The following is a 23,261-nucleotide window of genomic DNA, read 5'->3' on the forward strand; positions in this document are numbered from 1 at the left end:
CCTTGCATCGCAAGGTGCGCAAGGTGTGGCACAGGGTGTTGTCGAGTCGGGAAAGAGGACCATGGAGAAGCCCCATTGAGCGCAAAATTCAGGTATTTCATTGGTCACGAATGTGCTGCAGTAGCATTGAGCGGGCTTCTCTTTCTCTTCTTGTTTTTATTTAATGTGGATTTCGATCTTTATAGAACCCTGAAGTTCGCACTATATATATTCACTTTATACAACTTTGTTCTACTTATCTCTTATTTACTCAACAGACGAAGAATGTGATTTAATGATACTTTTAAACTGAATTCTCCGGGAAGCGAAAAGGCGAAATCATATTAACCTCAACCACTTGCGATATAAATAGTCAGCCATTGGCGGTCCATTTACCTTTCGAGCTAAAGCAAACCAAATGCATTGGTGCGGCACGCTATCCAACATTTTTGGACCTTGGCTCCCTGCTTTCCGCCGGCATCCTTTTCTTTCACCCATTGACTAATCTGCGGGGATGTTCCTTCACTCGCCAGACGCATAGCACATGCGACGCTCTGCGACTCGAGAAATTAACGAGGGCCAACCCATGCCAACGAGGCTGGTCCTCGTCCTCATCCGCATTGATGCTGCATCTTAGAAGCCAGCGTAAGCCGGCGACTCGCTCGCCCTCCCCAACCGCCTTACGCAAAACGCCCGCTGATAAGCGGGCGTTGGTTTGGTCATCGATCGGTGGGGTGATTCGGGCTTTTACCGGCCAGCTTGCGAACGCGACGCTCTCCCAGCTGAGCTACCGCCCCACGCGGTGAACCGAGCATAGCGCTGTTGTCTGCGCTGCGCAAAACGTCCAGCCCAGCCCGAACACGAGCGGCGACCCGATGGAGGGGATCGAGTCGCCGCCCGAGGGCGCGATGGGCTACCCAGCAACATCACTCCGGTCGCCACCTTGCCCATGCAGCGGTGAAGCCCGCGTAGAACCCAGATTGCAAACGCGCGACAGCGTGCTTCAGTCCTTGGCCTTGCGCCGATAGTCCAACGGCGGCGCATCCCGCTGCAGCAGCGGCATATAGCGGAAGCCTGCGCCGCGGCGCTCATCGAACTCCTGCCTGGCCTTGGCCACCAGCTCCGGCGACTGCAGCAACTGCACACCGGCCAGAGCCATTGTCTTGGCGGCGTTCAACGCGCCTTTGGCGCCGATCGACATGCCCGATGCCGCTACTGCCTGCCAACTGTGCGCCGGGGTTCCGGGCACCCACGTTGCGGTGCTGACGCCAACCGTGGGGACGTTCCAGCTGACATCGCCAACATCGGTGGATGCGCTGCCTGCCTGGTCCGCACGGTAGGGCTGCAGCTGTGTTGCCACCTGCAGGTCCGGGCGTTTTTCAAGGCTCTCCTGCAGCTTCTTCGCGAATACCTGCTCGGCCGGATCGTATTGCACGCCGCCAACCTGCTGCAGCGCTGTCTGCATCACCTGCCCAAGCGTGTCATTGGGCAACAGCGAGTACACGCCACCGGTCGGCTCGAATTCGACCGTGGTACCCGTGCCCATTGCTGCGCCTTCGGCTGCCTTCTGCAGACGCCCGATCACATCGCGCACCACCGCGGGGTCGGTGTGGCGCACGTAGTAATACGCTTCGGCCGCATCCGGCACCACGTTGGGTGCCGCGCCGCCGTTGCTGATGACGTAATGGATGCGGGTGCCATCAGGCACGTGCTCGCGCATCAGGTTGGCCATGTAATTGAAGGCTTCAACGCCGTCCAGTGCGGAGCGGCCGCGCTCTGGGGCGATGGCGGCGTGGGCCGCGCGCCCGTGGAAACGGAACTTGCCGCTGATGTTGGCCAGCGTCGTGCCTTGCACAGCGGAGTTCTCGTCGGACGGATGCCAATGCAGCACCACATCCACGTCATCGAACAGCCCCGCCTTGGCCATGTACACCTTGCCGGAGCCACCCTCCTCTGCCGGCGTTCCGTACAGCCGCACTTCGCCGGGCGTACCGGTCTGCTGCATCCACTGCGCCAGGGCGCGGGCTGCGCCCACCGACGCCGCACCAAACAGATTGTGGCCACAGGCCTGGCCGGCATCCTGGCCGGCAATGACGCTGCGCACCGGCTCCGCCGCCTGTGCCATTCCGGGCAGCGCATCCATTTCCGCCAGCAGCCCGATCACAGGGCCCTTGCTGCCATTGCGGAAGCTTGCGACGAAGGCCGTCGGCATGCCGGCAACATTGGCCTGGATATGGAAGCCGGCCTGTTGCAACTCCTTCTGCAACAGTGCGGATGATGCATGTTCCAGATAGCCTAGCTCGGGCTGCTGCCAAAGCTGTAGGCCAACCTCAGCCTGCCGCTGCGCGTAGCTGTCCAGCGTACTGATCACATCCGCGGCAAGTGCGGTTCCTGCAAGAGGAAGCAACGCTGCCAGCAACGCAGCACGCAGATAACGGGTTTTCATCCAGCCAGCCTCACGCATCAATAGAAACTGACGTTGTCGATCTCGAACCACAGCTTGCTACCGGGTTCGCCGCTGCCGGAGACAACCAGCTGCTGCAGGTCATCGCCCTTCCACACCGCCACGGGTGCCTTGGCGCGATACGGGGGCTGGCCCTGCAGTGCGGTGAACGGAATCTCCACCGTCTGCCATTGCGCCCCGGCCTGCAGTGGTGCAATGAAACGACGGTTGCCCAAGGCCCGCACTTCCAACTGCAATTCCGGTGCGCTGCCGCGCAGCTCCAAGCGGATGCCCCGATACGCGCGCGCATCCACCGGCGCCACCGAACCACGGCTCAACGGCAGAATCGTCGCAGCGAAGGCGGTGTCCTTGCTGGACAGCTTGGCCTGGGTCGCCAGTGCGTTGCCTCCGGTTTCGCGTGCGACGATCTCGGTCACCTGCGCGGTACGGTCATTGCCACCGTCGGCCTCGTCGACGCGCAGCGTGTCGAGCGCAGTACGGCCATCGGTACGCTCGAAGTCATCAACCAGTGCCTGCACCGGCAGCGCTGGCAAGGCCAATGCCTTGTTGCCGGCAGGCAACACCGCGCCCTTGCCTTGCACCTGGCGACCAGCCACATAGACCTGCTGCGTATTGCGAACGTCGCCGATGCGCTCCCATGGGCGACCGCTTACCAGCAACAGATCCGCACGCTTGCCGACCTCGATGCTGCCGCGGTCATTCACGCCCAGCGCCTTGGCGCTGGCCGACGTTCCCGCCAGCAGCGCCTCGCTTGGGGTCAGCCCGGCCTGCACCAGCAGTTCCAGTTCGCGCAGGGTCGAGGTGCCATGCGGGGTGCCGGTCATACCGGCATCGGTGCCCACCACTACCGGAATACCGGCATCGTGCAGCGTTTTGACGTTATGCAAGGCATTGACGAAGTTCTGCTCGCGCTGGGCCAGCACATCGGGCTTGCCGTTGTTGCGGCCGCTGCCATCCACGCGTTCTGGCAGATACACCGCCAATGAAGGCGCATACGCGGTACCGTGCTCGCGCATCAATGCGATCAACTCTTCGTCAACCGCACCGTCCTGCACGCTGTGCGCGATCACGTCCACGCCCGCACGTGCGGCGGCCTTGCCGCGTTTGACCATCACCGTATGGGTAAACACCTTGAGGCCGTTCTTGTGCGCCTCGTCGACCAGCGCGGTGAGAGTTTCCTCGTCCATGCTGCTGTTGTCGGCGGCATTGGAATAGCGCCAGCCATCGGTGAAGGCCTTGATGAAGTCCGGCTTGTAGGCGGCCACCGCACGCACGCCTGCACGCGCGGCCTCGGGTGAGTTCACCCAGCGCGTGGTGTTCTCGTCACCCCAATCCGCGCCATGGCCGAGTGGCGTGCTCATGCGCGCGGCGAACTTGACGTCGGGCGCGGCAATCGAGGCCAGCCATGTGCGGCGTGGCGCGTAGGCTTCCGGCGGCTCGTGGAAATCGCTGACCGTGGTGACGCCGGCCGCCATGTAGAGGTTCGCTACCTGCGGCAATTCCGACGGCGTGGCGTTCGGCGTCCAGTGCGTGTGCAGATCGAACAGACCCGGCAGCAACGCCTGGCCACGTGCATTGACCACGCGTGCGCCCTTGGGGACTACCAGCTCGGCGCCGATGGCAGCAATGCGACCGTCCTCGACCAGCACACTTGCCGCATAGGGTGCGCGACCGGTGCCATCGAACACCATGGCATCGCGGATCAACACGGCCTTGTCGCCAGCAGTAGCGGCCACACTGGCCTGCCCCGCCCCCAGTAGTGCAGCGGTGAGCACCGCCAAGGCGAAACCACGCTTGCTGTTGTAATGCATGTTCTTATCCGGATTCATTGCATGGACCGCGCCGCCTGCGGCGCAGCATCAGGGGAGCTCAGCCGCACCACGTCTCCGCGCTGCTGCACCACCAGGCCAAGGCTCAAGGCGACGCTGTTGGCGAAGCCACGCGGGTCACTGGCCGAATACAAGCCAACGATGCGGCGACTGCCAACCAGCGGGTCATCGATGACGATGCGGGTATCGCTGTAGCGCAGGAACTGCGCCGCCGCCACCGACAAGGTATCGCCGTTGAAGGACAACATGCCTTCGCGCCAGGCCAGTTGCTGGTCCACATCATCGGTGGGCACGGCCTCGATGCGGATACCGTGGCTGCGGTTGGCCAGCGCGCGGTAGTTGGCCACCAGCCGCGCAGGGGCGACCGCCCCCTGGGTATCGGTCACATCGACGATGCCTTCGCGCACCAGCACTTCCACCCCGCCACTACGGCGCTCGGTAAGGCTGACCGCGAAACTGGTGCCTACCGCGGTGACATCGGTTTCCTCCGCGCGCACCACGAACGGGCGTTGCGGATTCTTGGCCACATCGAACAAGGCCTCGCCCTGCAGCAGATGGATATCGCGGCGGGTCGCGCTGAACTGCACCCGCACCTGCGAGTCCGAATCCAACGTGATCGCCGAGCCGTCCTGCAGCGGCACGCGCAGGATCTCGCCCTTGCGGGTAGCGAAATACTCGGCACCGTCGTCCTGGCGTTGCACGCCGATGGCGAGCACGCCAACCACGGCAGCCAGGCCAATTGCCCAGCGCAGTACGCGCCGCGCCCGTCGTGGCGCGCGGGCGGTGAATGCACGATCCATTTCGCCGGCCGACAGCGCGCGTGCGCGGTCGGTACGTGCCAGCACTGCATGGGCGCGGGCATAAGCGCCAAAGTGGCGCGTATCGGCTTCCAGCCAAGCATCTCGTTGCGCACGTTCCTCCACCGTGAGTTGCGCGCGGTCCTCGCGCGCCACCCAACTGGCGGCTACATCATCAATACTCGCATCAGCGCCGACGCGCATGCCTTGCTCCTTCCGCGGCGAACCGCTCACTACTCTTCTGCATTACGTCGTCATCACGCTTCATCGAATCCATCAATACCCGGATTCCCTTGCAGATGTGTTTCTCCACGGTGTTCTCGCTGATCTGCATGCGTTCGGCGATCTCGCGCTGCGAGTAGCCCTCCACACGTCGCAGCACGAACGCCTGCCGACACTTGTCCGGCAGGCTTTCAATCAAGGCGCCGATGCGCGCCAGCTCCTGCCGTGACGAGGCCATCCGTTCCGGGCTGACTTCGTCGCCAACAATCGCAACGCGGTCGATCTCGGCCACCGCCTCGATCGACACCACTTGTGCGCGCCGCAGCTGCTGCAGCACCACCGAGTGGGCGACCGAGTACACATAGGCCTTGGGCTGCAGGATGTGCGAAACATCCGCCATCCCGGCGAGAATAGCGTAGGTCTCCTGGATCACGTCATCCACGTCCTGGCGCAGCGACAGGCGCCGCCGCAGCCAGTCCCGCAGGGCGGGCTCGCAAGGCAATATGTGCTCGGCCAACCAGCCGGCACGCTCCCGCGCAAGCGCCGCGTTCATCGCGGCACCTGCCCGGCTCCCGCCACATGGCGGAATGAAACGTCTTTGCGCATCAGAACGCCTTGCTCACGTTGACGTACCAGTAACGCGGATTGGCCTGGTAGACACCCGACGGGTAACCGAACACATCGTCGGAGACCGGCGGGCGCTTGTTGGCAATGTTGTTGGCACCGACCTTGACCGCCACATTGTTGAGCCAGCCTTCGCGTGCGAAGTCGTACTTGACGAAGGCATTGGCCAGCGCCTGCGACTTCACCGTCCACGGTGTGCCATCGGCCAGGGTCAGGCCATTCTCCACATAGGAACTGGCATAGCGCGCGCTCGCGCCCACCGACAGCTGCTGGTAGCGCCAGGTCAGCGTGCCGGACCACTTCCATTCCGGGTTGCCGCCATTGCCGATCAGGTCACCGCCACCGGTGATGCGGATCGACGGATCCACCAGCCCTGCGGACTTGGCATCTTCCAGCGCCTGCAGTGCCGGCGAACGTTGGCGGTAGAACTCGATCAGATGGGTACCGGTGACCGAGAGGTCGAAACGACCGATCGCGGTTTCCGGCGAGTTCCAGCTGAAGTTGTAGTCCACGCCGCGCAGGGTCTGCGGTTCCAGGTTGACGTACTGGTCAGTGACGTACAGCACCTTGCCGGCAGCAGCCAGGCCGGTGCCGGCGAAGCGGGCGATGTCGTCAGCGGTCGCATCTGCACGCACCACCGCCGAGTTGCTACCGCCCTGCTGGCGCAGCATGTAGTCCAGGATCAGTGCATTGCCTTCACCGAACAGGCCAATGATGCCTTCCTGCTCGTACTTGTAGTAATCGACGGCGAAGGTGAAGCGGCCGTAGTTCTCCGGGATGAAGCGCGGCTGGAACACCAGGCCGGCGCTGGTATTGGTCGAGGTTTCCGGCTTCAGGTCCGGGTTACCCGAGCGCCGTGCGGTGGTGGAGTAGCTGTAGCCGCCGCAGTTGGCGAAGGCCGGCTGTGCACCGCTGCGCTTGTCCGCCTCGCACTGGATGTAGTCGGTGCGGGTGTTGGAACGGCTCACCACCGTGGCGTTGATCTGCTCCAGGTTGGGCGCACGGAAGCCCTTGGCCCAGGACGAACGCAGGGTCAGGCCATCAAACAGCTGCCAGCCCAGCGCCAGCTTCGGCTTGGCGACATTGCCGAAGTCGTTGTAGCGCTCGGCGCGGCCGGCCACCTGCAGGTCCAGCGAACGCACCAGCGGGATGTTCATTTCCGGCGACACCAGCGGCACCGAGAACTCGGCGAACAGACCGGCGACGGTGCGCGAGCCATAGGTATCCGGGGTCGGGCTGACGCCGTACATGTCGCTGGGATAGGCAACGCCGGTGATCGCATCGGTGAAGGTCACCGAACCATCGACGCGTGCATCACGATCATCGCGCTGGGTTTCGTGGCGCACTTCCAGGCCCGCGGCCATGCCGACATCGCCGGCCCAGGTCTTGAACAGGTCCGCGCGCGAAGCCTTGAAGTCCCACAGGAACAGCTCGGTCTTGCTCTGGCGCTGTGCCTTGTAGAAGAACTGGTCCAGCTTGTCCCAATCATTACAGCCGCCACAGAACGGGTTGTACGCCGACGCGGTGGGATTGGCCAGGGCCTGCTGGAACAGCGACATGCTCACTGCATCCTGGGTGTCTTTGACCCTTGCTGCCGAGTACAGCGCGGCACTTTCCCAATCGAAGCCGTAGTGGAAGCCACGCAGGCCAGCCAAGGCGCGCACCTGGGTGTTGTTGACCTCGATGCGGGTCGGCCGCTCGAAGCGGTAGCTGGTGATGGTCACCGGCACGCCGTTGGCGCCGATGTTCAATCCCTGCAGTCGATTCGGATTGAGCGTGCCGTCCGGAAGGTACATCGCACCGAACGGGTTCCAGTAGTTGCTGGCCGCCACCGTCATCGGCAAGGCGGTGATGGTGTTGACGCCGTTCTGCAGGCTGTAGGCGCGCGAGTTGTAGACACCTGCCTCGCTGAAGAACGACAGACCGTTGTCGAAGTCATGCTTGCCGGTGACGAACAGATTCAAACGACGCACGTCCGGGCTGATCGACAGCGGATACTGGCCCTGCTGGTTGTCGCGCAGATTGGCGTCGGCACCGGAGGTGGCCTTGCTGCCGGACTGCACACACAGGCCATCGGCGATGGTCGCCGCGCAGCCGCTGTTGCTGGTCGGCTGCACATGGAAGGCACCAGCCGTGGTGGTCAGCCAGGTGCCGTTCTTGGACACGCGCGGGCCAACCACGGTGAAGTTGCCCCACGGGCTGTTGGTATTGCGATTGTCGGTGCCAGCCAAGCCTTCAAACGGCGTGCCGGCAAAATCCGCCGCACGGTTGCCGTTCTTGGTCCAGTCCTGGTCCAGCGAGTTCAAGCCGGTGGTGTTGTAGTAGTTGAAGGCGATGGTGATGTTGGAGCGCAGGTCTTCGGAGTTCTTGCCCCACATGCCGTTGACGCCGATATCGCGCAGGTCGGTGCCCTCACCGAAGCCCTTCTGCACGCTGATGGTGCCGCCGTCCATGTCGTCGCGCAGCACATTGTTGACCACGCCGGCCACCGCGTCGGTGCCGTAGATGGCGGCCGCGCCGTCCAGCAGCACTTCAACACGGCGCAGGTTGGACACTGGCACCGCATTGGCGTTGTAGGTCAGTACCGGCACCAGGTTGCCGTCGGCCTGGCTGGTGGGATGCACCACGGTGCGACGGCCGTTGATCAGCAGCAAGGTGTTGCCCACACCAAGTCCACGCAGGTTGACCGAGGCGATATCGCCGCGCGCATAGTTGGAGCTGTTGCCGCCGTTGGTGCCACTGAACGAGACATCGCCCATCTGCGGGATGGAGCGGTAAAGCTCGTCGCCGGACACGGCGCCGGTGGCCTCGATCTGCTCGGCCTGCAAGGTTGCTACCGGCAGGATCGCCGCGGTCTTGCTGCCCTTGATCTGGCTTCCGACCACGGTGATCTGGTCCAAGGTGCTGACGCTGGAGCTGGCCGCTGCCGGCGCAGGCTCAGCAACCTCCTGCGGCGCAGCCGGAGCTGCCGCCTGCCCTGCCGCCAGGCCACCCAATCCACCCAGCGAAGCCAACATCGGTGTGGCCGCCCGCAACGTAATGGTGCGGCCGTCGTCCGAAGCCACGCTCAGACCGGTACCGGCCAGCAGACGGGCCAGCGCCTGGCGCGGTTCCATCTGCCCCTTCAACTCGGACACTTCAATCCGCTGGGCCCCGCCTGAATGCGCCGGGGCAATGATCTGCACCCCGGCCTGGCGGGCAAACTCGGGCAATACGTCCTCGATGCTGCCTGCTTGAAGATCGAACTGCGGTGGCGCGGCCAGCGCCGGTACGGAAGCGCACAGCGCCACAACTGCCAGACCGCCGCGGATAGCGCTTGCAAGCGGCAACAACTTGAATGAACGCATTGATGAATCCCCAGAAAATGACGCGAATGACGGCAACCTCTGCCCCCTGCATGACTAGATGCAGGAGCGCGCCGGTTCCGCCATCCCATCGCCATGTTCGCTGATCTGGCATACCTGTACCCAGCAAGCCGCCATACGCCGTAGTATTCTCCGTGGATAAACTCAGGACCCGAGGACCACGCCCCATGCGTTTTCGCCCCCAGTACGCCTTGATGGCCGTGCTCGCACTTGTACTTACCGCCTGCGGCAATGGCCCGGTCAAGCGCGTTTCCGAACCAGCCGCCAGCATCCAGCAGTTGAGCGTCGGCAATGACGGCAACTGGGACGTGGAACTGCGCCTGCGCAATTACAGTTCGATGCCGATGCGTTTCGACACCGTGTCGCTGGCCGTAAAGGTGGGCGACGAAGCCGCCGGCACCCTGAGCGCCAGCCCAGCCCTGTCGATCGGCCCGGAGTCGGCCGACGTCATCAAGGTTCGCCTGCAGCCTTCCTCCTCGGCACGCATCGTCGTGGCCGATGCACTGGCCGGTGGCCGCTCGCTGTTCTACGAACTGGAAGGCAACGTCAGCGCCACCCCGGAAGAAAAGAAGCAACGCAGTTTCGACATCAAATCGCGCAACAGCCTCAACCAGGCCCCGGGCCTGCCCGGCGTGTTGCGCTGATCCCCCACCCGTTCCCGCATTGTTCGAGAGCCGCCTGATGAGCAACTACAAAGCCCCTGTTACCGATCTCCGTTTCGCCCTGCATGACGTCTTGAAGGCCGAGTCCCTGTTTGCGTCGATGGGTTTCGAAGATGCCAGCGCCGACGTCATCGACGCGGTGCTGGAAGAAGCCGGCCGTTTCAGCACCAGCGTGCTGGCCCCGCTCAATGCGATCGGCGACCAGACCGGCTGCAAGCTCGACAAGGCTACCAATGAAGTCACCACCGCACCGGGCTTCAAGGAGGCCTATGCGCAGTTCGTCGAAGGCGGCTGGACCGGGCTGACCGCGTCGCCGGATTTCGGCGGCCAGGGCATGCCGGAAACCATGGGCATGGCATTGAGCGAAATGGTGTCCTCGGCCAATCTGGCCTGGAGCCTGTTCCCGATGCTGTCGCACGGTGCGGTTGAAGCGCTCAAGCACTACGGCGAAGACTGGCAGAAGGAAGCCTTCCTCAAGCCGCTGGTGGCCGGCAACTGGACCGGCACCATGTGCCTGACCGAGCCGCACGCCGGTACCGACCTGGGCCTGCTCAAGACCCGCGCCGAACCGAACGCAGACGGCAGCTATTCGATCACCGGCACCAAGATCTTCATCACCGCCGGCGAGCACGACCTCGCCGACAACATCGTGCACCTGGTGCTGGCCAAGCTGCCCGACGCACCGGCCGGCCCGAAGGGCATCTCGCTGTTCGTCACCCCGAAGTACAAGGTCGACCGCGACGGCAAGCAGGGCGAGCGCAATGAACTGCATTGCGGTGCGCTGGAGCACAAGATGGGCATCCACGGTTCGTCTACCTGCGTGATGAATTTCGACGGCGCCCAGGGCTACCTCGTCGGCCAGCCGCACAAGGGCCTGCAGGCGATGTTCGTGATGATGAACTCCGCCCGCCTCGGCGTTGGTGTGCAGGGTCTGGCGCAGTCCGAGCGTGCCTACCAGGGCGCACTGGCCTATGCCCGCGAGCGCCTGCAGTCGCGCGCACCCAAGGGTGCCGTGCAGCCGGACAAGCCGGCCGACCCGATCATCGCCCAGCCCGATGTGCGCCGTATGCTGCTGACCACCAAGGCGCTGACCGAAGGTGGCCGCCTGCTCGCCGCACACGCCTACACCCAGCTCGATGCCGCACACAGCAGCGTCGATGCGCAGGCACGCGCCGATGCCGATACGCTGGTCAGCTTCCTCACCCCCATCGTCAAGGCCTGCCTGACCGAATGGAGCATCGAAGCCACGTACAACGGCCAGCAGGTGTTCGGCGGCCACGGCTACATCGCCGAGCACGGCATGGAGCAGTACGCCCGCGACGCGCGCATCACCACCCTGTATGAAGGCACCACCGGCATCCAGGCGCTGGACCTGATCGGCCGCAAGACCGCCGCCTCGCAGGGCGCTGGCCTGAAGCTGTTCCTGGCCGAGATCGAGCAGTTCATCGCCGCCAATGCCAGCAACCCGGCCGTGGCCGAGTTCCTGCCGGTGCTGGGCGGCAAGGCCAAGGAATGGGGGAAGCTGACCATCGATGTGCTGCAGCGTGCCGCCGCCAACCCGGAAGAACTGGGCGCAGCGAGCTGGGATTACCTGTTCTACAGCGGCTATATCGCCGTGGCCTACTGGTGGGCCCGCTCGGTGGTCGCCGCTCAGGCGTCCAGCCACACCGATGCCTTCAAGCAGGCCAAGCTGGAGACCGCGCGTTTCTACTACGCCCGCATCCTGCCGCGCACCCTGAGCCACGCCGCTGGCATCGCCGCTGGCGCCGACTCGCTGATGGCGATGGATTCGGTGCGCTTCGGCGACTGATCCAAACCGACCAAGCAGAACCATAGCCCCTCTCCCGCCCACGGGAGAGGGGTTGGGGTGAGGGCAGCTCTTGCTTAGCCCCCTCCCTTGCGCCGAAGGCGGAGGGGAGGGTTGGGGAGGGGTCAGCTTTCAGACGACTGAAACACCACCAGCTTCGCGGCTGACACCGCTCCCACAAAACCACAGGCCGCCAGCGCCTTTACACAAACTGTCACGCATCGTGTATAAGCTGTTAACCCGATGGAGACAGACACTACACCGCGTAGTCTGATCGATACCGGAGCCGGGAATTCCGCTCCGACAGACGGGTTTTCACTTCCGCCCTCCCTGCACCGCCTCGGCTCCGTGCGACTGCTGTCGCTGGATGCGCATGGCCGCGTGCTGGACTGGATCAACTGGCAGGACGCTGCCTGCCTGTACGCGCGCGGCGCCGTCGCCTGGACCATGGGCGATCCCTGCCTGCACGTACACGGCGCAATATCGCGGCTGACCGGCCTGCGCAGCGGCATGGACCTGCACCCGATCATCGCCTCGCGCGGCCACGCCCGCTCGCGCGCGATCGACCCGACACCTAACCTCACCAATCCCGCGCTGTTCGCCCGCGACGCCCAGCTCTGCCTGTACTGCGGCCAACACTTCAGCCGCCCGCAGCTGACCCGCGACCACGTCCTGCCCGTCTCCAAGGGCGGCAAGGACACCTGGGAGAACGTGGTCAGCGCCTGCTTCCACTGCAACTCGCGCAAGAGCAACCGCACCCCGGCGCAGGCCAACATGCCGCTGCTGGCAGTGCCCTACCGGCCCAGCTGGATCGAGCACCTGATCCTGTCCAATCGCAACATCCTGGCCGACCAGATGGCCTTCCTGAAGTCGCAATTGCCGCGCAAAGCCTTGCAGCGCGGGCTCTAAGCCCCGCCCCGCCGCCCCGCGTATTCATGCGAAACTGCCGTCTACGCTGAACACGGCCTTCAGCTTGGTGCCAAACCACCTCATCCGGCACTCATTGATGATGTGCTTTGCTTGCCCCACCCTCTCCGGACGGGGAAAATACCGTTTCGAGTGAAACGCGAAGACCATGATCGACTCTGCCAGCTATCCGCGCCTGTCGCGCATCAAGACTCCCGATGACCTGCGCCTGTTCGACGAGAGCGAACTGGGGGCCATTGCCGGCGAGTTGCGCGCCTACCTGATCGAGTCGGTGGGCAAGAGCGGCGGTCACTTCGCAGCTGGCCTGGGCGTGATCGAGCTTACCGTCGCCCTGCACTATCTGTACGACACGCCGGTCGACCAGTTGGTGTGGGACGTGGGCCACCAGACCTACCCGCACAAGATCCTCACCGGTCGTCGCGACAGCATCCACACCGTCAAGCAGAAGGACGGCGTTGCGCCGTTCCCCAAGCGAGAGGAAAGCGAGTTCGACACCTTCGGCGTCGGCCACTCCTCGACCTCGATCTCCGCCGCACTGGGCATGGCCATCGCGCGCCAGCGCCAGGGCGATGACCGCAAGGTGATCGCGGTGATCGGCGACGGCGCGATGACCGCCGGCATGGCGTTTGAAGCGCTGGCCCACGCAGGCGGCATGGACGACGAGCCGAACGTGCTGGTCATCCTCAACGACAACAACATGTCCATCTCCGAAGCCGTCGGTGGACTGACCAAGATGCTGGGCCGGGCCACTGCCAGCCGCACGCTCAACGCCCTGCGCGAGAGCGGCAAGAAGATCCTCGGCGACAAGCGCCACAGCCCACCTGCGCGCTTCGTGAAACGCTGGGAAGAACAGTGGAAGGGCATGTTCGTGCCGTCTACCGCGTTCGAGCAGATGGGCTTCCATTACACCGGCCCGATCGACGGCCATGATCTGCCGCTGCTGGTATCGACCCTCAAGCACCTGAAGGATGCCAAGGGCCCACACCTGCTGCACATCATGACCACCAAGGGCAAAGGCTACGAGCCAGCCGAGGACGACCAGATCGGCTACCACGCCGTCGGCCCGTTCGACCCGAGCAAGGGCCTGCCGGAAAAGGGTGCACCCAAGAAGCCGACCTATACCGACATCTTCGGCGACTGGCTGTGCGATGCCGCCGCGGCCGACCCCAAGCTGCTGGCGATTACCCCGGCCATGCGCGAAGGCTCGGGGCTGGTGCGCTTCAGCAAGGAATACCCGCAGCGTTACTTCGACGTTGCCATCGCCGAGCAGCACGCGGTGACATTGGCCGCCGGCATGGCCACCCAGGGCGCCAAGCCCGTCGTCGCCATCTACTCCACCTTCCTGCAGCGCGCCTACGACCAGCTGGTACATGACGTCGCCACCCAGGATCTGGACGTGCTGTTCGCCATCGACCGTGCCGGTGTTGTCGGCCCGGACGGCGCCACCCACGCCGGCAACCTCGACCTGAGCTACCTGCGCTGTGTGCCGAACATGGTGGTCATGGCGCCAGGCGATGAAGCCGAGTGCCGGCAGATGCTGAGCACCGGTCTGCAGTACAAGGGCCCGGCTGCGGTGCGTTATCCGCGCGGCACCGGTCCCGGCGCAGCCGTCGGCACCGACCTGTCCACGCTGGAAATCGGCAAGGCGCAGCTGCGCCTGCAAGGTAGCCGCATCGCCATCCTCGCCTTCGGCGCCGCCGTGCCGGCGGCAGAACAGGTCGGCCGCGAACTGGGCCTGAGCGTGGTCAACATGCGTTTCATCAAGCCGCTGGACAAGGCGATGCTGCTGGAACTGGCGCGCACGCACGACGGCTTTGTCACCGTTGAAGACAACGTGGTCGCCGGTGGAGCGGGCTCGGGTGTTTCCGAGCTGCTCAACGCCGAAGCCGTGGTGATGCCGATGCTGCACCTCGGCCTGCCTGACAGCTACCAGCACCACGCCAGCCGCGAAGACCTGCTGGCCGAGGCCGGAATTGATGCGGCAGGTATTCGCGCAGCGATCCTGAAGCGCTGGCCGAAGCTGCAGGACAGCACGGCACCGTTGAGTGCTGCGAGCTGAGCTGGACTCCAACTTGTGAGCACCCCGAAATCCGATGCCAGTCCCCTGGCATCGGATTTTTCTTTGTGGGAGCGGCGTAAGCCGCGAAGCAGAAGCACTATCCGGTGAGGGGAAAACCGGTTGCGCGGGCCATCCCAGCTTCGCGGCTTACGCCGCTCCTACAGATCAACAACAGCGCCCCCCGTTCCTGCACGAGTGCCTTGCTCTGACCATAGAACTGCTCTTCAGGGCGACTCAACTTCATACCCACGCGCCTGCAACGCCGCCAGATAGCCATCCGCTTCCAGCAACCGATCCACCGGCAACATCGCAAACGTTTCCTCATTGCGCTGTACGGCGGCTTCCGCAATCGACAGCCAATGCTGGCGCACTCCTGCCTTCAGATCACCGAAACCGCGATTGCGCACGAAACCCGACTGGGTGATCGCCTGCATGCAGGCCGCACCCGCGTCCTCATACGGTGAACGCCGCAACGCCTCCACATCACCCATTGCCCAGGCATTCGCGCGCTCGACCAAGGTCGGCAGATCGTTCTCGACCAAAGCCACGGTCCGCTCCAGGCACACCGCATCATCCATGCCACCCTCGCGGAACTCGCGGACCGCCGCCTTCGGGTCGTCAATCTTGATCTTCCAGCTCGTTGAGGTAGGCGTGATACCCGCCGCTTTCGCGGCAGCTTCCACCACCGGCCAGACCACCGGCTTCTGACCAAGGCCGATGGACTTCATCGCCGCCGCCTGCAACTCACCGGCCGCGAACATCGGCCGCTTGCGCTCGACCCCGCCATCGCGCGGCAGGTAACGTTGCTTGACCGAACGCCAACGCGCATACAGCGGCGGCGTCAGCACGTCGCTCAGCTCCGCGCCGTTTTCGTTACGCATCACCTTCCAGATCGATGGCGCCAACGCCAGCTTGCCAAAGAAACCCACGTCGGCATCAAACACCACACCGGGTGACAGCAACACCTGCCCCGAGCGGGCAATCACCGCACGCACCTCATCGGCCCGCCATTCGATCTGATTGGGCAAGGGCGACACCGTGCCCAGGATCCAAAGCACATGCCCGTCCTTGCTGACCCGCCACAAGCCAGGCCCGGGCTGCACGCCATGGACGACGACCGCCTCCATATCGCGGATCGGTGCAGTTGCCGCCTCCGCAGGCGCTTCGACCACTTCCTGCGCCGAAACCCCTCCTGCAAGCAAGCACATCAACAGACAGCAACCACGCAAGCTCCGCACTACCGACATACCTGTCTTCCTTGCAACGATCTGGCTGGCGACAGTAGCCATTTCGTTGCAGCAATGCGTTAGAACATCGTTCTTCGAATGCAATGAATTGCCAGCCGACCCTGTAGTGCCGAGCCATGCTCGGCATGAGGCTTTACCGGGAATGCCGCTTGCCGAGCATGGTTCGGCACTACTTCTACTCAGAACTCGAGCACGTCACCATCAGCTGGAACCCGCAGGCGATCCGCCAGCCCTGCCTCCCTTGCAGCCAGCGCCAACGCCCGCCGACTCACCGGGCAATGGCTCAACGCCTCCAGATGGTTGGCAACAACAACGCCCTCGGCAATGCGTGTAAGCGCCAGCGCTTCATCCAGCCCCATGATGATCTCGCCGCCAAGATCAAAGCGCGCGCCGCCGGCGGGGATCACGCAGACATCCGGCTGCTGCCTGCGCACGAAGTCTTCGATGGCAGGTGTAAGCACGGTGTCGCCAGACAGATACAGACGAGGCTCGCCAGGCATCTCGATCAGGTAGCCCACACCGTGCTCCATGAAGCGCCCGATCACACCGCGGCCATGGGTGCAGCGCACAGTACGAATGCTTCCGCCCAGAAAAGGACTGGCGAGCTCATGCGCCTCAGGCAATCGCTGCACGTTCAAGCCCCGCGCCGCCAGATGCACAGCATCGTGCGGCGTGCAGATAACCGGAATGCGCCGCTCACGTAGCCAGCGCTTGCCTGCACGGTCCAGATGATCGAAATGACCTTTCTGGCAGTGGGTAATCAAACAGTGGGTGACCGACTGCAGCGCCTGTTCGGCTTCTGCGGGCAGATCCACCAGTGGGTTGCGCTGCAGACCGGCAAAGAGGCGTAGTGGCGGCAGCGCCGCCCTGCCCGCCAGCATCGGATCCACCAGGAGTCGATGCGGGCCGATTTCGACAATGATCGTGGCGTTGCGGAGCTGTTGGATTTTCATGGCTTGGCCTGTGGAAAGAGGCAGCCATGGTGAGCCGACGCGGCCTGGTCGATAATGGCAAGAAACGCCACACCTCATTCAATCCCGGCCATGCCAAAGACCTGCCAGATCGGCCTCCTGCTCTATCCCGGCTGCATGCCTGCCGGCCTGCTTGGCTTTGCCGATCTGCTGCACGCAGCCAATCGCCGCACAGGACAGCCACTGTTCCAAACCCGCTTCGTCGGTTTGAAAGCCGGGCCGGTCAACTGCAGCCAAGGTCTGCAAATGCAGGCCCACGGCAGCGTCGATGACCCATTTCTCGATGCCGTGCTCGTCCCCGGGTTCTGGGCCGAATCCGCGGCCGAGGTGGAAGCCACGCTGCACAACAACGCTGCACTCATACGGGCGCTTGTGCGGCTCCCCAAGCGCTCGCGGCTATGGAGCTACTGCGTAGGCGTCAGCCTCGCTGCAGCCAGTGGGCGGCTGGACGGGCAAGCAGCCACCGCCACCTGGTGGCTGCTCGACACGCTGCGCCAGCGCCATCCGAAGATACGCTGGCAGGCAGAGAGCACCTGCATCCATGCAACGCGACATGCCACCGCAAGCGGCGTCAGCGGCTACCTGCCGATTGCGCAGAACCTGATCGAACAAACCGTCAGCCCCGCCATCCTGCAGGATCTGGTCAAGCTGATGGTGCTGCCAAGGCCGGCGCAGACCCACGATGCCTTCCAGGCGCTGAGCCTCATCCAACAACCCAGCACGCTGCTGCGCAAGCTGCATGCGTCGGTTGAAGCACTGCCTGCAGATCAGCTGACCATGGACAGGCTTGCAGAACTACTGGGCATGTCCAGCCGCACACTTGCGCGCAAGGTGAAGGATGAAGCTGGTTACGCATCCGCAACGTACTCGCGCCGCATCAAGCTCGCTCAGGTCGCCGAGCGCCTGACGCTGACCTCCGCACCGATTTCAGCAATCAGCAACGAACTTGGCTTCAGCAGTGACTCGAACCTGCAGCGCATGTTCAAGGAGCTGACCCACCTCACGCCCATGCAGTATCGGCAGCGGTTTTCGCGTCAGTGATGCCAACGCGCCGAGCATGACTCGGCACTACATCGCATTGCGCATGACGGATGCACTGCTCATCCTGTTGGTCGTTGGCGCGCGACACGGGCGACCGTCAACAAGCAATCCGAGCCAAACACACAGCCCACTTATTTCGTGCCGGCCGCGTTGTCGCGCCGGAACAGCTCCCACTCTTCGATCTGGGTGCCATCAGCAAGATGGCAGATGCCGTACTCACCGCCCTCGCTGTTCTTCTTGATCTCGACCTTGCCGCCCTTCTTCACGCAATACTCCGATGCTGGATTGGCCATGCCAACACGCGGCTGGGCAGCCTCGGTCTTCGTGTCATCTTTCGGCGCACAGCCTGCGGCCGCAGCAGACATCAGCAAGGTAGCTACACAAAGTACAAGGGATTTCATCGATGCTCTCCAGGGCGACTGCCATATTCTCGGCAGCAGACCAGCAAAAGATTGTGATGACGCTGCGGCCTCACCACCAAACCGCGGGGGCGCCACATTCAAAGTCTCGCGCAAAAGCGTTGCACACGCTTATCGGCTTTTGTGAGACCGCCCTACACCCCAATCGTCTACTGACACATCAACGCCAACGCTGGCACTGCGCTGCACCTGCCGGTTTGAATCCCATCTGGCAGCCGGTAAAATCCGTCCTTTGGCGAAGGAGAAAAACATGACCAAAGACGCGCTGCTTCACGACATGTTGGTCACCTTGGACAGGCTCATCACCGTCTTCTCCTCAGCCACCCCGGATGAGAAGGCTTGGCGCGAGGCGATCATCGAGATGCGCGAGATCCGCGCCTCATTGCCCGCATCTCCAACGCTGGAGAGATTCGTGGGCAAACGCATCAGGCAGTCTCTCGACATCCGCGGCCTGAGCCTCACCAACGGCCCCGCCACGCGAGCGCTGCTCGGCCCCACCCTCGTGACCAACCTGACGCTGGCCAGGCAAGTCCTGGAAGGCTACCTGGGCAAGCGCTGAGAGTAGACACAAGTTGCCGTTCACTCTTGGCGGCCCCTGACCTGGTCGGATATCGGCCACCAGCTTACACCGGTGTATTGAGGCGACGCTTCTACTGTTCTTCGTGGTGTGACTGGATCAAGAGTACATACCGCCAGACTTCTGGACAGCAGCACCAAATGAACTGGACGGCGCCACCAAATGATCTGGTCAGCGCCGCCACGCGAACTGGTCAGTGTCACCAAGCAACTGGACAGCCACTTCAAGAATTGACGAGCCCAGCAGCACTCATCCTTGGGCAGCTACATTAGCCGCGGACCGATTACACAAGGCTTAGCCGTAGCACCAACGCTACTAGAGTCACAAGCAGTACCGGAAGCGTCAGGGTAAGACCAATCTTGAAGTAGTAGCCCCACGTGATCTTGATGTTCTTGCGTGCCAGCACATGTAGCCACAGCAACGTGGCCAGGCTGCCAATCGGTGTGAATTTCGGACCCAAATCGCTGCCGATGACGTTGGCGTAGATCATCGCCTCGCGCACTGCTCCCTCGGCCTGACTGGCATCGATAGACAGCGCGCCGACCAATACGGTGGGCATGTTGTTCATGATCGAAGACAGGAACGCGATCAGCAGGCCGGTCCCTATCGTCGCTGCCCACAAACCGTAATCGGCGAAAAGATCCAGCAGTCTGGCCAGATAGTCTGTCAGTCCTTGGTTGCGTAGACCGTAGACCACCAGGTACATGCCGAGCGAGAAAACCACGATCTGCCACGGCGCTTCCCTGATGACCTTGCGGGTCGATATCACTTGGCCGTTCGCCGCCACGCCCAGCAGGACCAGTGCACCGCCCCCTGCCACCGCGCTGATCGGCACACCGATCCGCTCCAGCCCGAAAAATCCGACCAGCAGCAACGCCAATACCGCCCAACCTGCTTTAAAGGTGGTGTGATCGACGATGGCCGAACGCGGGTCCTTCAGTTGAGTCACGTCATAGCTGCCCGGAATGTCGCGGCGGAAAAACCACAGCAGCATGCCGAGCGTTGCCGCGACCGAGACGAGGTTGACCGGGATCATGACCGAGGCATATTCGGCGAAGCCGATGTCGAAGTAATCCACCGAGACAATGTTGACCAAGTTGGAAACGACCAGCGGCAGGCTGGCGGTGTCTGCGATGAATCCAGCTGCCATTACGAACGCCAGCGTGGCTGCCGGGCTGAACCTCAGTGCCAGAAGCATGGCAATCACAATCGGCGTCAGGATCAGTGCAGCGCCATCATTGGCAAACAACGCCGCCACGGCCGCACCCAGCAGTACGAGAAAGGTGAACAGTCGGCGTCCGCTGCCGTTGCCCCAACGCGCCACATGCAGCGCCGCCCACTCGAAGAATCCGGCTTCATCCAGCAGCAGGCTGATGATGATCACCGCAACGAAAGTGAAGGTGGCGTTCCAGACAAAACCCCAGACCGTCGGGATGTCCGCCAACTCTACTACCCCAGCCAACAAGGCCAATGCGGCGCCCAACATGGCGCTCCATCCCACGCCGAGACCTTTTGGCTGCCAGATGACCAGGGTAATAGTGGCGATAAAAATCAGTAGTGCAATCAACATGGGTCAGTCCTTGCCCACTTTCTGTACGCCCTTGCGGGGCGTGCCGGAGGCAGGAAGGCATTGACTCTGGTTGCCGCCGCAGCAGTTGTCGGTAAGGAATCCGATCAGACCGTTCATGGCATCGAAGTCGGCCCGATAGCAGATGCGGCGGCCACGGGGTTCAGCTTGGATGAGACCCGCGGCGGCGAGTTCCTTGAGGTGGAACGACAAGGTCGCGCCGGGCAACGACAACGCCTCGGCAATCTCGCCGGGCAAGCGCCCGTCTGGACCGGCCTCAACCAACAGGCGAAAGACCGAGAGCCGGGTTACCTGCCCGAGAGCTGCGAGTGCGGAGGTTGCTTCATTAAGTTCCATAATTCTAGAATAATGGAAACAACTCAAGAGAACAACCGACATGACGATCTCCGAGATGGCCAATCTGGCGCCTGTGGCGCTGGACATCCCCACACAAGACAAGCTGGACGTATCGGGCTCGACGCACCCGCCACGGATCCTGATCCTGTACGGATCGCTGCGGCCGAAATCCTTCAGCCGCAAGCTCGCCCACGAAGCCGAACGGTTGCTGCGTCACTTCGGCGCTGAAACCCGGATATTTGATCCGAGTGAGTTGCCGATGCTGGACAGCGTAAGCCCGGACCATCCGAAGGTCCGGCAGCTACGCGAATGGTCGCAGTGGTCGGAAGGCCAGGTCTGGGTGAGTCCGGAACGGCACGGCACCATGACAGCTGTATTCAAGAACCAGATCGACTGGTTACCGCTGGAAGAGGCCGGAGTGCGCCCGACCCAGGGCCGAACCTTGGCGGTGATGCAGGTGTGCGGCGGCTCGCAGTCGTTCAATGTCGTCAATGCCCTGCGTCAGCTGGGACGCTGGATGCGCATGGTCACCATTCCTAACCAGTCTTCTGTGCCGAAGGCTTGGCAGGAGTTCAACGACGACGGACGAATGAAGCCGTCCTCGTACTACGACCGCGTGGTGGACGTAATGGAAGAACTGGTCAAATTCACCCTGCTGGTTCGCGACCGCAGCAACTATCTCACCGATCGTTACAGCGAACGCAAAGGCGACTTGGCCGCATCAACGCTGGCAGCAGCATCGGGGGCTGTGCCGTTGCCACCCGTCACCGCAGCCGTACCAACAGCCTCTACCAGCGCCGCTAACGCGGACGTCGCCCGACCCGCACGCGCTGCGTGCTGCAGCACTTCATCATCCAGCAACTGAGGATCCATCATGGACGCCACGATCTATCACAATCCGGTCTGCGGCACCTCGCGCAACACACTGGCGCTGATCCGCCATGCCGGCATTGAGCCGACCATCATCGAGTATCTGCAAGAGCCACCGACGCGTGACCGCCTGGTCGAGTTGATCGCCGCTGCTGGCTTGAGCGTGCGCGATGCCCTGCGGAAGAAAGGCACCACATACGAAGCCATGGGACTGGACGATCCGACTCTATCGGATGAGCAACTGCTCGACGCGATGCTGGCCGACCCGATCTTGATCAATCGGCCGTTTGTGGTCACTTCGTTGGGGACGCGCTTGTGCCGGCCTTCGGAGGTCGTACTCGACATTCTGCCGACGATCACTCGCCCATTCGCCAAGGAGGACGGCGAGGTGATCATCGACCAAGATGGCCAACGGCTTAAATAGAGAGCAACGTCTGACCTGGGCGAGCGAAAGGTGCGGCGCAGGTATGGGTCGAACTGTAGACGGCCTGAAGCCAAGGGGCATGATCTCTGTCGATGTCTTCCGCTTTGGCTTTTCTAGCCCTCTGCCTTCCGACCTCGCCGTCCAGCTCCTGGACGGCTGCCGCCCCAACTTTGTTGCCGCTCGGCTCGGGCACGGAAGAGGGCCTCCGCACGAAGAAGCATGGGCCAGACCATAGCTGGGTTCTGCAAAAAATGCTGATTCACGACCTCGTAGTGTCTTCGTATCCGAGGGGGCAACGTACGGCAATCGGTAAGCAAATTGAGTAGTGCATTGATGACGGAGTCATCGTTAAGTGCACTGTTTCGGTCAAGCAATGCATGCCATACCGCTGGCCTTCGTTCAGACATCCACTCTCCCACTCGCGTGCTGGGGATCAAGAAGGGAGCCTCGAACTCACTCTGGTGAAATTCGAGAACTTCAGCAGTCAACAGTCGATTGGTGATCTCATCGAACAATGCCCGCTCTCGGGCACCCGCCCGATACTGGGCAGTAGAGGAGCGAGGGGCGCCGGAAATTGGATGGGCCGGCAACATGCCTATTTGCCCCACATTGCCATGAACTGCACATAGTGCTCGCCTCGGCAGCGGCTGTCGCCAGCAGTATGGGCAAAACTGAAAGGGGTCAATGCGAGGATGCCCCGCAATGCGTCGCCAGCTTTCTGTGGGCACTTTCAGGTGGTCGCATACCTGAAAGAAGTACGTCACTTCAATTGATGTTGGGAATTGGAACTCACGTGGCGGCTTCTTCGTATGGCTGTGAATCAGGTTGATCGCAGCCGTTACATCCTTCAAGGGACGTTCGGCGAATTCGCAGCAGAAGCCAAGTTCAACGTAAATAGAGTAGATGCCCTCCCAAGAAGCTGTTTTGCTCTTGTGGAAAATATCTTGGTGGGCCTGGGGCACCAAAGGCAGGAGATGCCTTTTGATCAGCCCAAGCGCGATCGCCGGGGTGACTGCTTTTCCCTCCATCGCTGCTTTGATGATGTGAAGCGCC

Annotated in this window: 19 protein-coding genes; 8 read left to right on the forward strand and 11 right to left on the reverse strand. The window is 62.8% G+C overall.

Going from position 1 to position 23,261, the window contains the following annotated elements:
- Positions 1–982: 982 nt before the first annotated feature.
- From ACVOL0_RS15700 to ACVOL0_RS15720, 5 genes are read right to left on the reverse strand one after another with little or no spacing between them, the layout of a single operon-like run.
- Positions 983–2,425 carry an amidohydrolase gene (locus ACVOL0_RS15700; RefSeq protein ID WP_481549871.1) on the reverse strand — a complete coding sequence of 481 codons (1,443 nt, stop codon included), beginning with the start codon at positions 2,423–2,425 and terminating at the stop codon, positions 983–985.
- Positions 2,426–2,442: 17 nt separating this feature from the next.
- Positions 2,443–4,254: an amidohydrolase family protein gene (locus tag ACVOL0_RS15705; RefSeq protein WP_481549872.1), complete on the reverse strand. Its 1,812-nt coding sequence runs from the start codon at positions 4,252–4,254 to the stop codon at positions 2,443–2,445.
- A gap of 14 nt (positions 4,255–4,268) precedes the next feature.
- Positions 4,269–5,273: a FecR family protein gene (locus ACVOL0_RS15710; RefSeq protein WP_481549873.1), complete on the reverse strand. Its 1,005-nt coding sequence runs from the start codon at positions 5,271–5,273 to the stop codon at positions 4,269–4,271.
- Entirely contained in the window at positions 5,257–5,844 is a 588-nt protein-coding gene (locus tag ACVOL0_RS15715; protein WP_296253322.1) for an RNA polymerase sigma factor, read from the reverse strand. Before ACVOL0_RS15715 ends, ACVOL0_RS15710 begins: the two co-directional genes overlap by 17 nt.
- 52 nt (positions 5,845–5,896) lie before the next feature.
- The gene (locus tag ACVOL0_RS15720) at positions 5,897–9,262 is read right to left on the reverse strand and encodes a TonB-dependent receptor (protein WP_481549874.1); all 3,366 of its coding nucleotides are present in this window, start codon (positions 9,260–9,262) and stop codon (positions 5,897–5,899) included.
- Between the two features lie 185 nt (positions 9,263–9,447).
- On the opposite strand from ACVOL0_RS15720, the gene ACVOL0_RS15725 reads away from it, so the two are divergent.
- The 4 genes from ACVOL0_RS15725 to dxs all read left to right on the forward strand — a co-directional run bounded on the left by ACVOL0_RS15725 (position 9,448) and on the right by dxs (position 14,735).
- On the forward strand, positions 9,448–9,924 hold the full coding sequence (locus ACVOL0_RS15725; protein ID WP_481549875.1) for an LEA/WHy family protein: 477 nt from the start codon (positions 9,448–9,450) through the stop codon (positions 9,922–9,924).
- A 37-nt stretch (positions 9,925–9,961) separates the two neighbouring features.
- A complete protein-coding gene (locus ACVOL0_RS15730) occupies positions 9,962–11,752 on the forward strand; it encodes an acyl-CoA dehydrogenase C-terminal domain-containing protein (protein WP_481549876.1) in 1,791 nt (596 codons plus the stop codon).
- A gap of 240 nt (positions 11,753–11,992) precedes the next feature.
- Positions 11,993–12,658: an HNH endonuclease gene (locus ACVOL0_RS15735; RefSeq protein ID WP_481549877.1), complete on the forward strand. Its 666-nt coding sequence runs from the start codon at positions 11,993–11,995 to the stop codon at positions 12,656–12,658.
- A 166-nt stretch (positions 12,659–12,824) separates the two neighbouring features.
- Complete coding sequence (gene dxs / locus ACVOL0_RS15740; protein ID WP_481549878.1) at positions 12,825–14,735, forward strand: 1-deoxy-D-xylulose-5-phosphate synthase; 1,911 nt, start codon at positions 12,825–12,827, stop codon at positions 14,733–14,735.
- 224 nt (positions 14,736–14,959) lie between these two features.
- Here the strand turns inward: dxs and ACVOL0_RS15745 are convergent, their stop codons facing one another.
- Positions 14,960–15,982 carry a TraB/GumN family protein gene (locus ACVOL0_RS15745; RefSeq protein ID WP_481549879.1) on the reverse strand — a complete coding sequence of 341 codons (1,023 nt, stop codon included), beginning with the start codon at positions 15,980–15,982 and terminating at the stop codon, positions 14,960–14,962.
- Between the two features lie 179 nt (positions 15,983–16,161).
- Positions 16,162–16,935: an MBL fold metallo-hydrolase gene (locus ACVOL0_RS15750; RefSeq protein ID WP_481549880.1), complete on the reverse strand. Its 774-nt coding sequence runs from the start codon at positions 16,933–16,935 to the stop codon at positions 16,162–16,164.
- A gap of 90 nt (positions 16,936–17,025) precedes the next feature.
- Here ACVOL0_RS15750 and ACVOL0_RS15755 point away from each other — a divergent pair, with 90 nt between their 5' ends.
- Entirely contained in the window at positions 17,026–17,994 is a 969-nt protein-coding gene (locus ACVOL0_RS15755) for a GlxA family transcriptional regulator (RefSeq protein ID WP_481549881.1), read from the forward strand.
- A gap of 131 nt (positions 17,995–18,125) precedes the next feature.
- Here ACVOL0_RS15755 and ACVOL0_RS15760 read toward each other — a convergent pair whose 3' ends face one another.
- Positions 18,126–18,395, reverse strand: a complete 270-nt coding sequence (locus tag ACVOL0_RS15760) for a putative hemolysin (RefSeq protein ID WP_481509868.1) — start codon at positions 18,393–18,395, stop codon at positions 18,126–18,128.
- A 268-nt stretch (positions 18,396–18,663) separates the two neighbouring features.
- On the opposite strand from ACVOL0_RS15760, the gene ACVOL0_RS15765 reads away from it, so the two are divergent.
- The gene (locus ACVOL0_RS15765) at positions 18,664–18,972 is read left to right on the forward strand and encodes a hypothetical protein (protein ID WP_481549882.1); all 309 of its coding nucleotides are present in this window, start codon (positions 18,664–18,666) and stop codon (positions 18,970–18,972) included.
- Between the two features lie 301 nt (positions 18,973–19,273).
- Here the strand turns inward: ACVOL0_RS15765 and ACVOL0_RS15770 are convergent, their stop codons facing one another.
- Positions 19,274–20,560: an arsenic transporter gene (locus tag ACVOL0_RS15770; RefSeq protein ID WP_481549883.1), complete on the reverse strand. Its 1,287-nt coding sequence runs from the start codon at positions 20,558–20,560 to the stop codon at positions 19,274–19,276.
- 3 nt (positions 20,561–20,563) lie between these two features.
- A complete protein-coding gene (locus ACVOL0_RS15775) occupies positions 20,564–20,914 on the reverse strand; it encodes an ArsR/SmtB family transcription factor (protein ID WP_481549887.1) in 351 nt (116 codons plus the stop codon).
- A 40-nt stretch (positions 20,915–20,954) separates the two neighbouring features.
- Between ACVOL0_RS15775 and arsH the strand changes: the two genes are divergently transcribed.
- Both arsH and arsC read left to right on the forward strand, forming a co-directional pair.
- On the forward strand, positions 20,955–21,779 hold the full coding sequence (gene arsH / locus ACVOL0_RS15780) for an arsenical resistance protein ArsH (protein WP_481549884.1): 825 nt from the start codon (positions 20,955–20,957) through the stop codon (positions 21,777–21,779).
- 9 nt (positions 21,780–21,788) lie between these two features.
- Positions 21,789–22,208 carry an arsenate reductase (glutaredoxin) gene (gene arsC / locus ACVOL0_RS15785; protein WP_481549885.1) on the forward strand — a complete coding sequence of 140 codons (420 nt, stop codon included), beginning with the start codon at positions 21,789–21,791 and terminating at the stop codon, positions 22,206–22,208.
- 113 nt (positions 22,209–22,321) lie between these two features.
- On the opposite strand, the gene ACVOL0_RS15790 is transcribed toward arsC, so the two are convergent.
- Positions 22,322–23,261: hypothetical protein (locus ACVOL0_RS15790; RefSeq protein ID WP_481549886.1), on the reverse strand; the 940-nt coding region annotated here is incomplete at its 5' end.

It is taken from the genome of Stenotrophomonas sp. STEN021, from assembly GCF_056760175.1.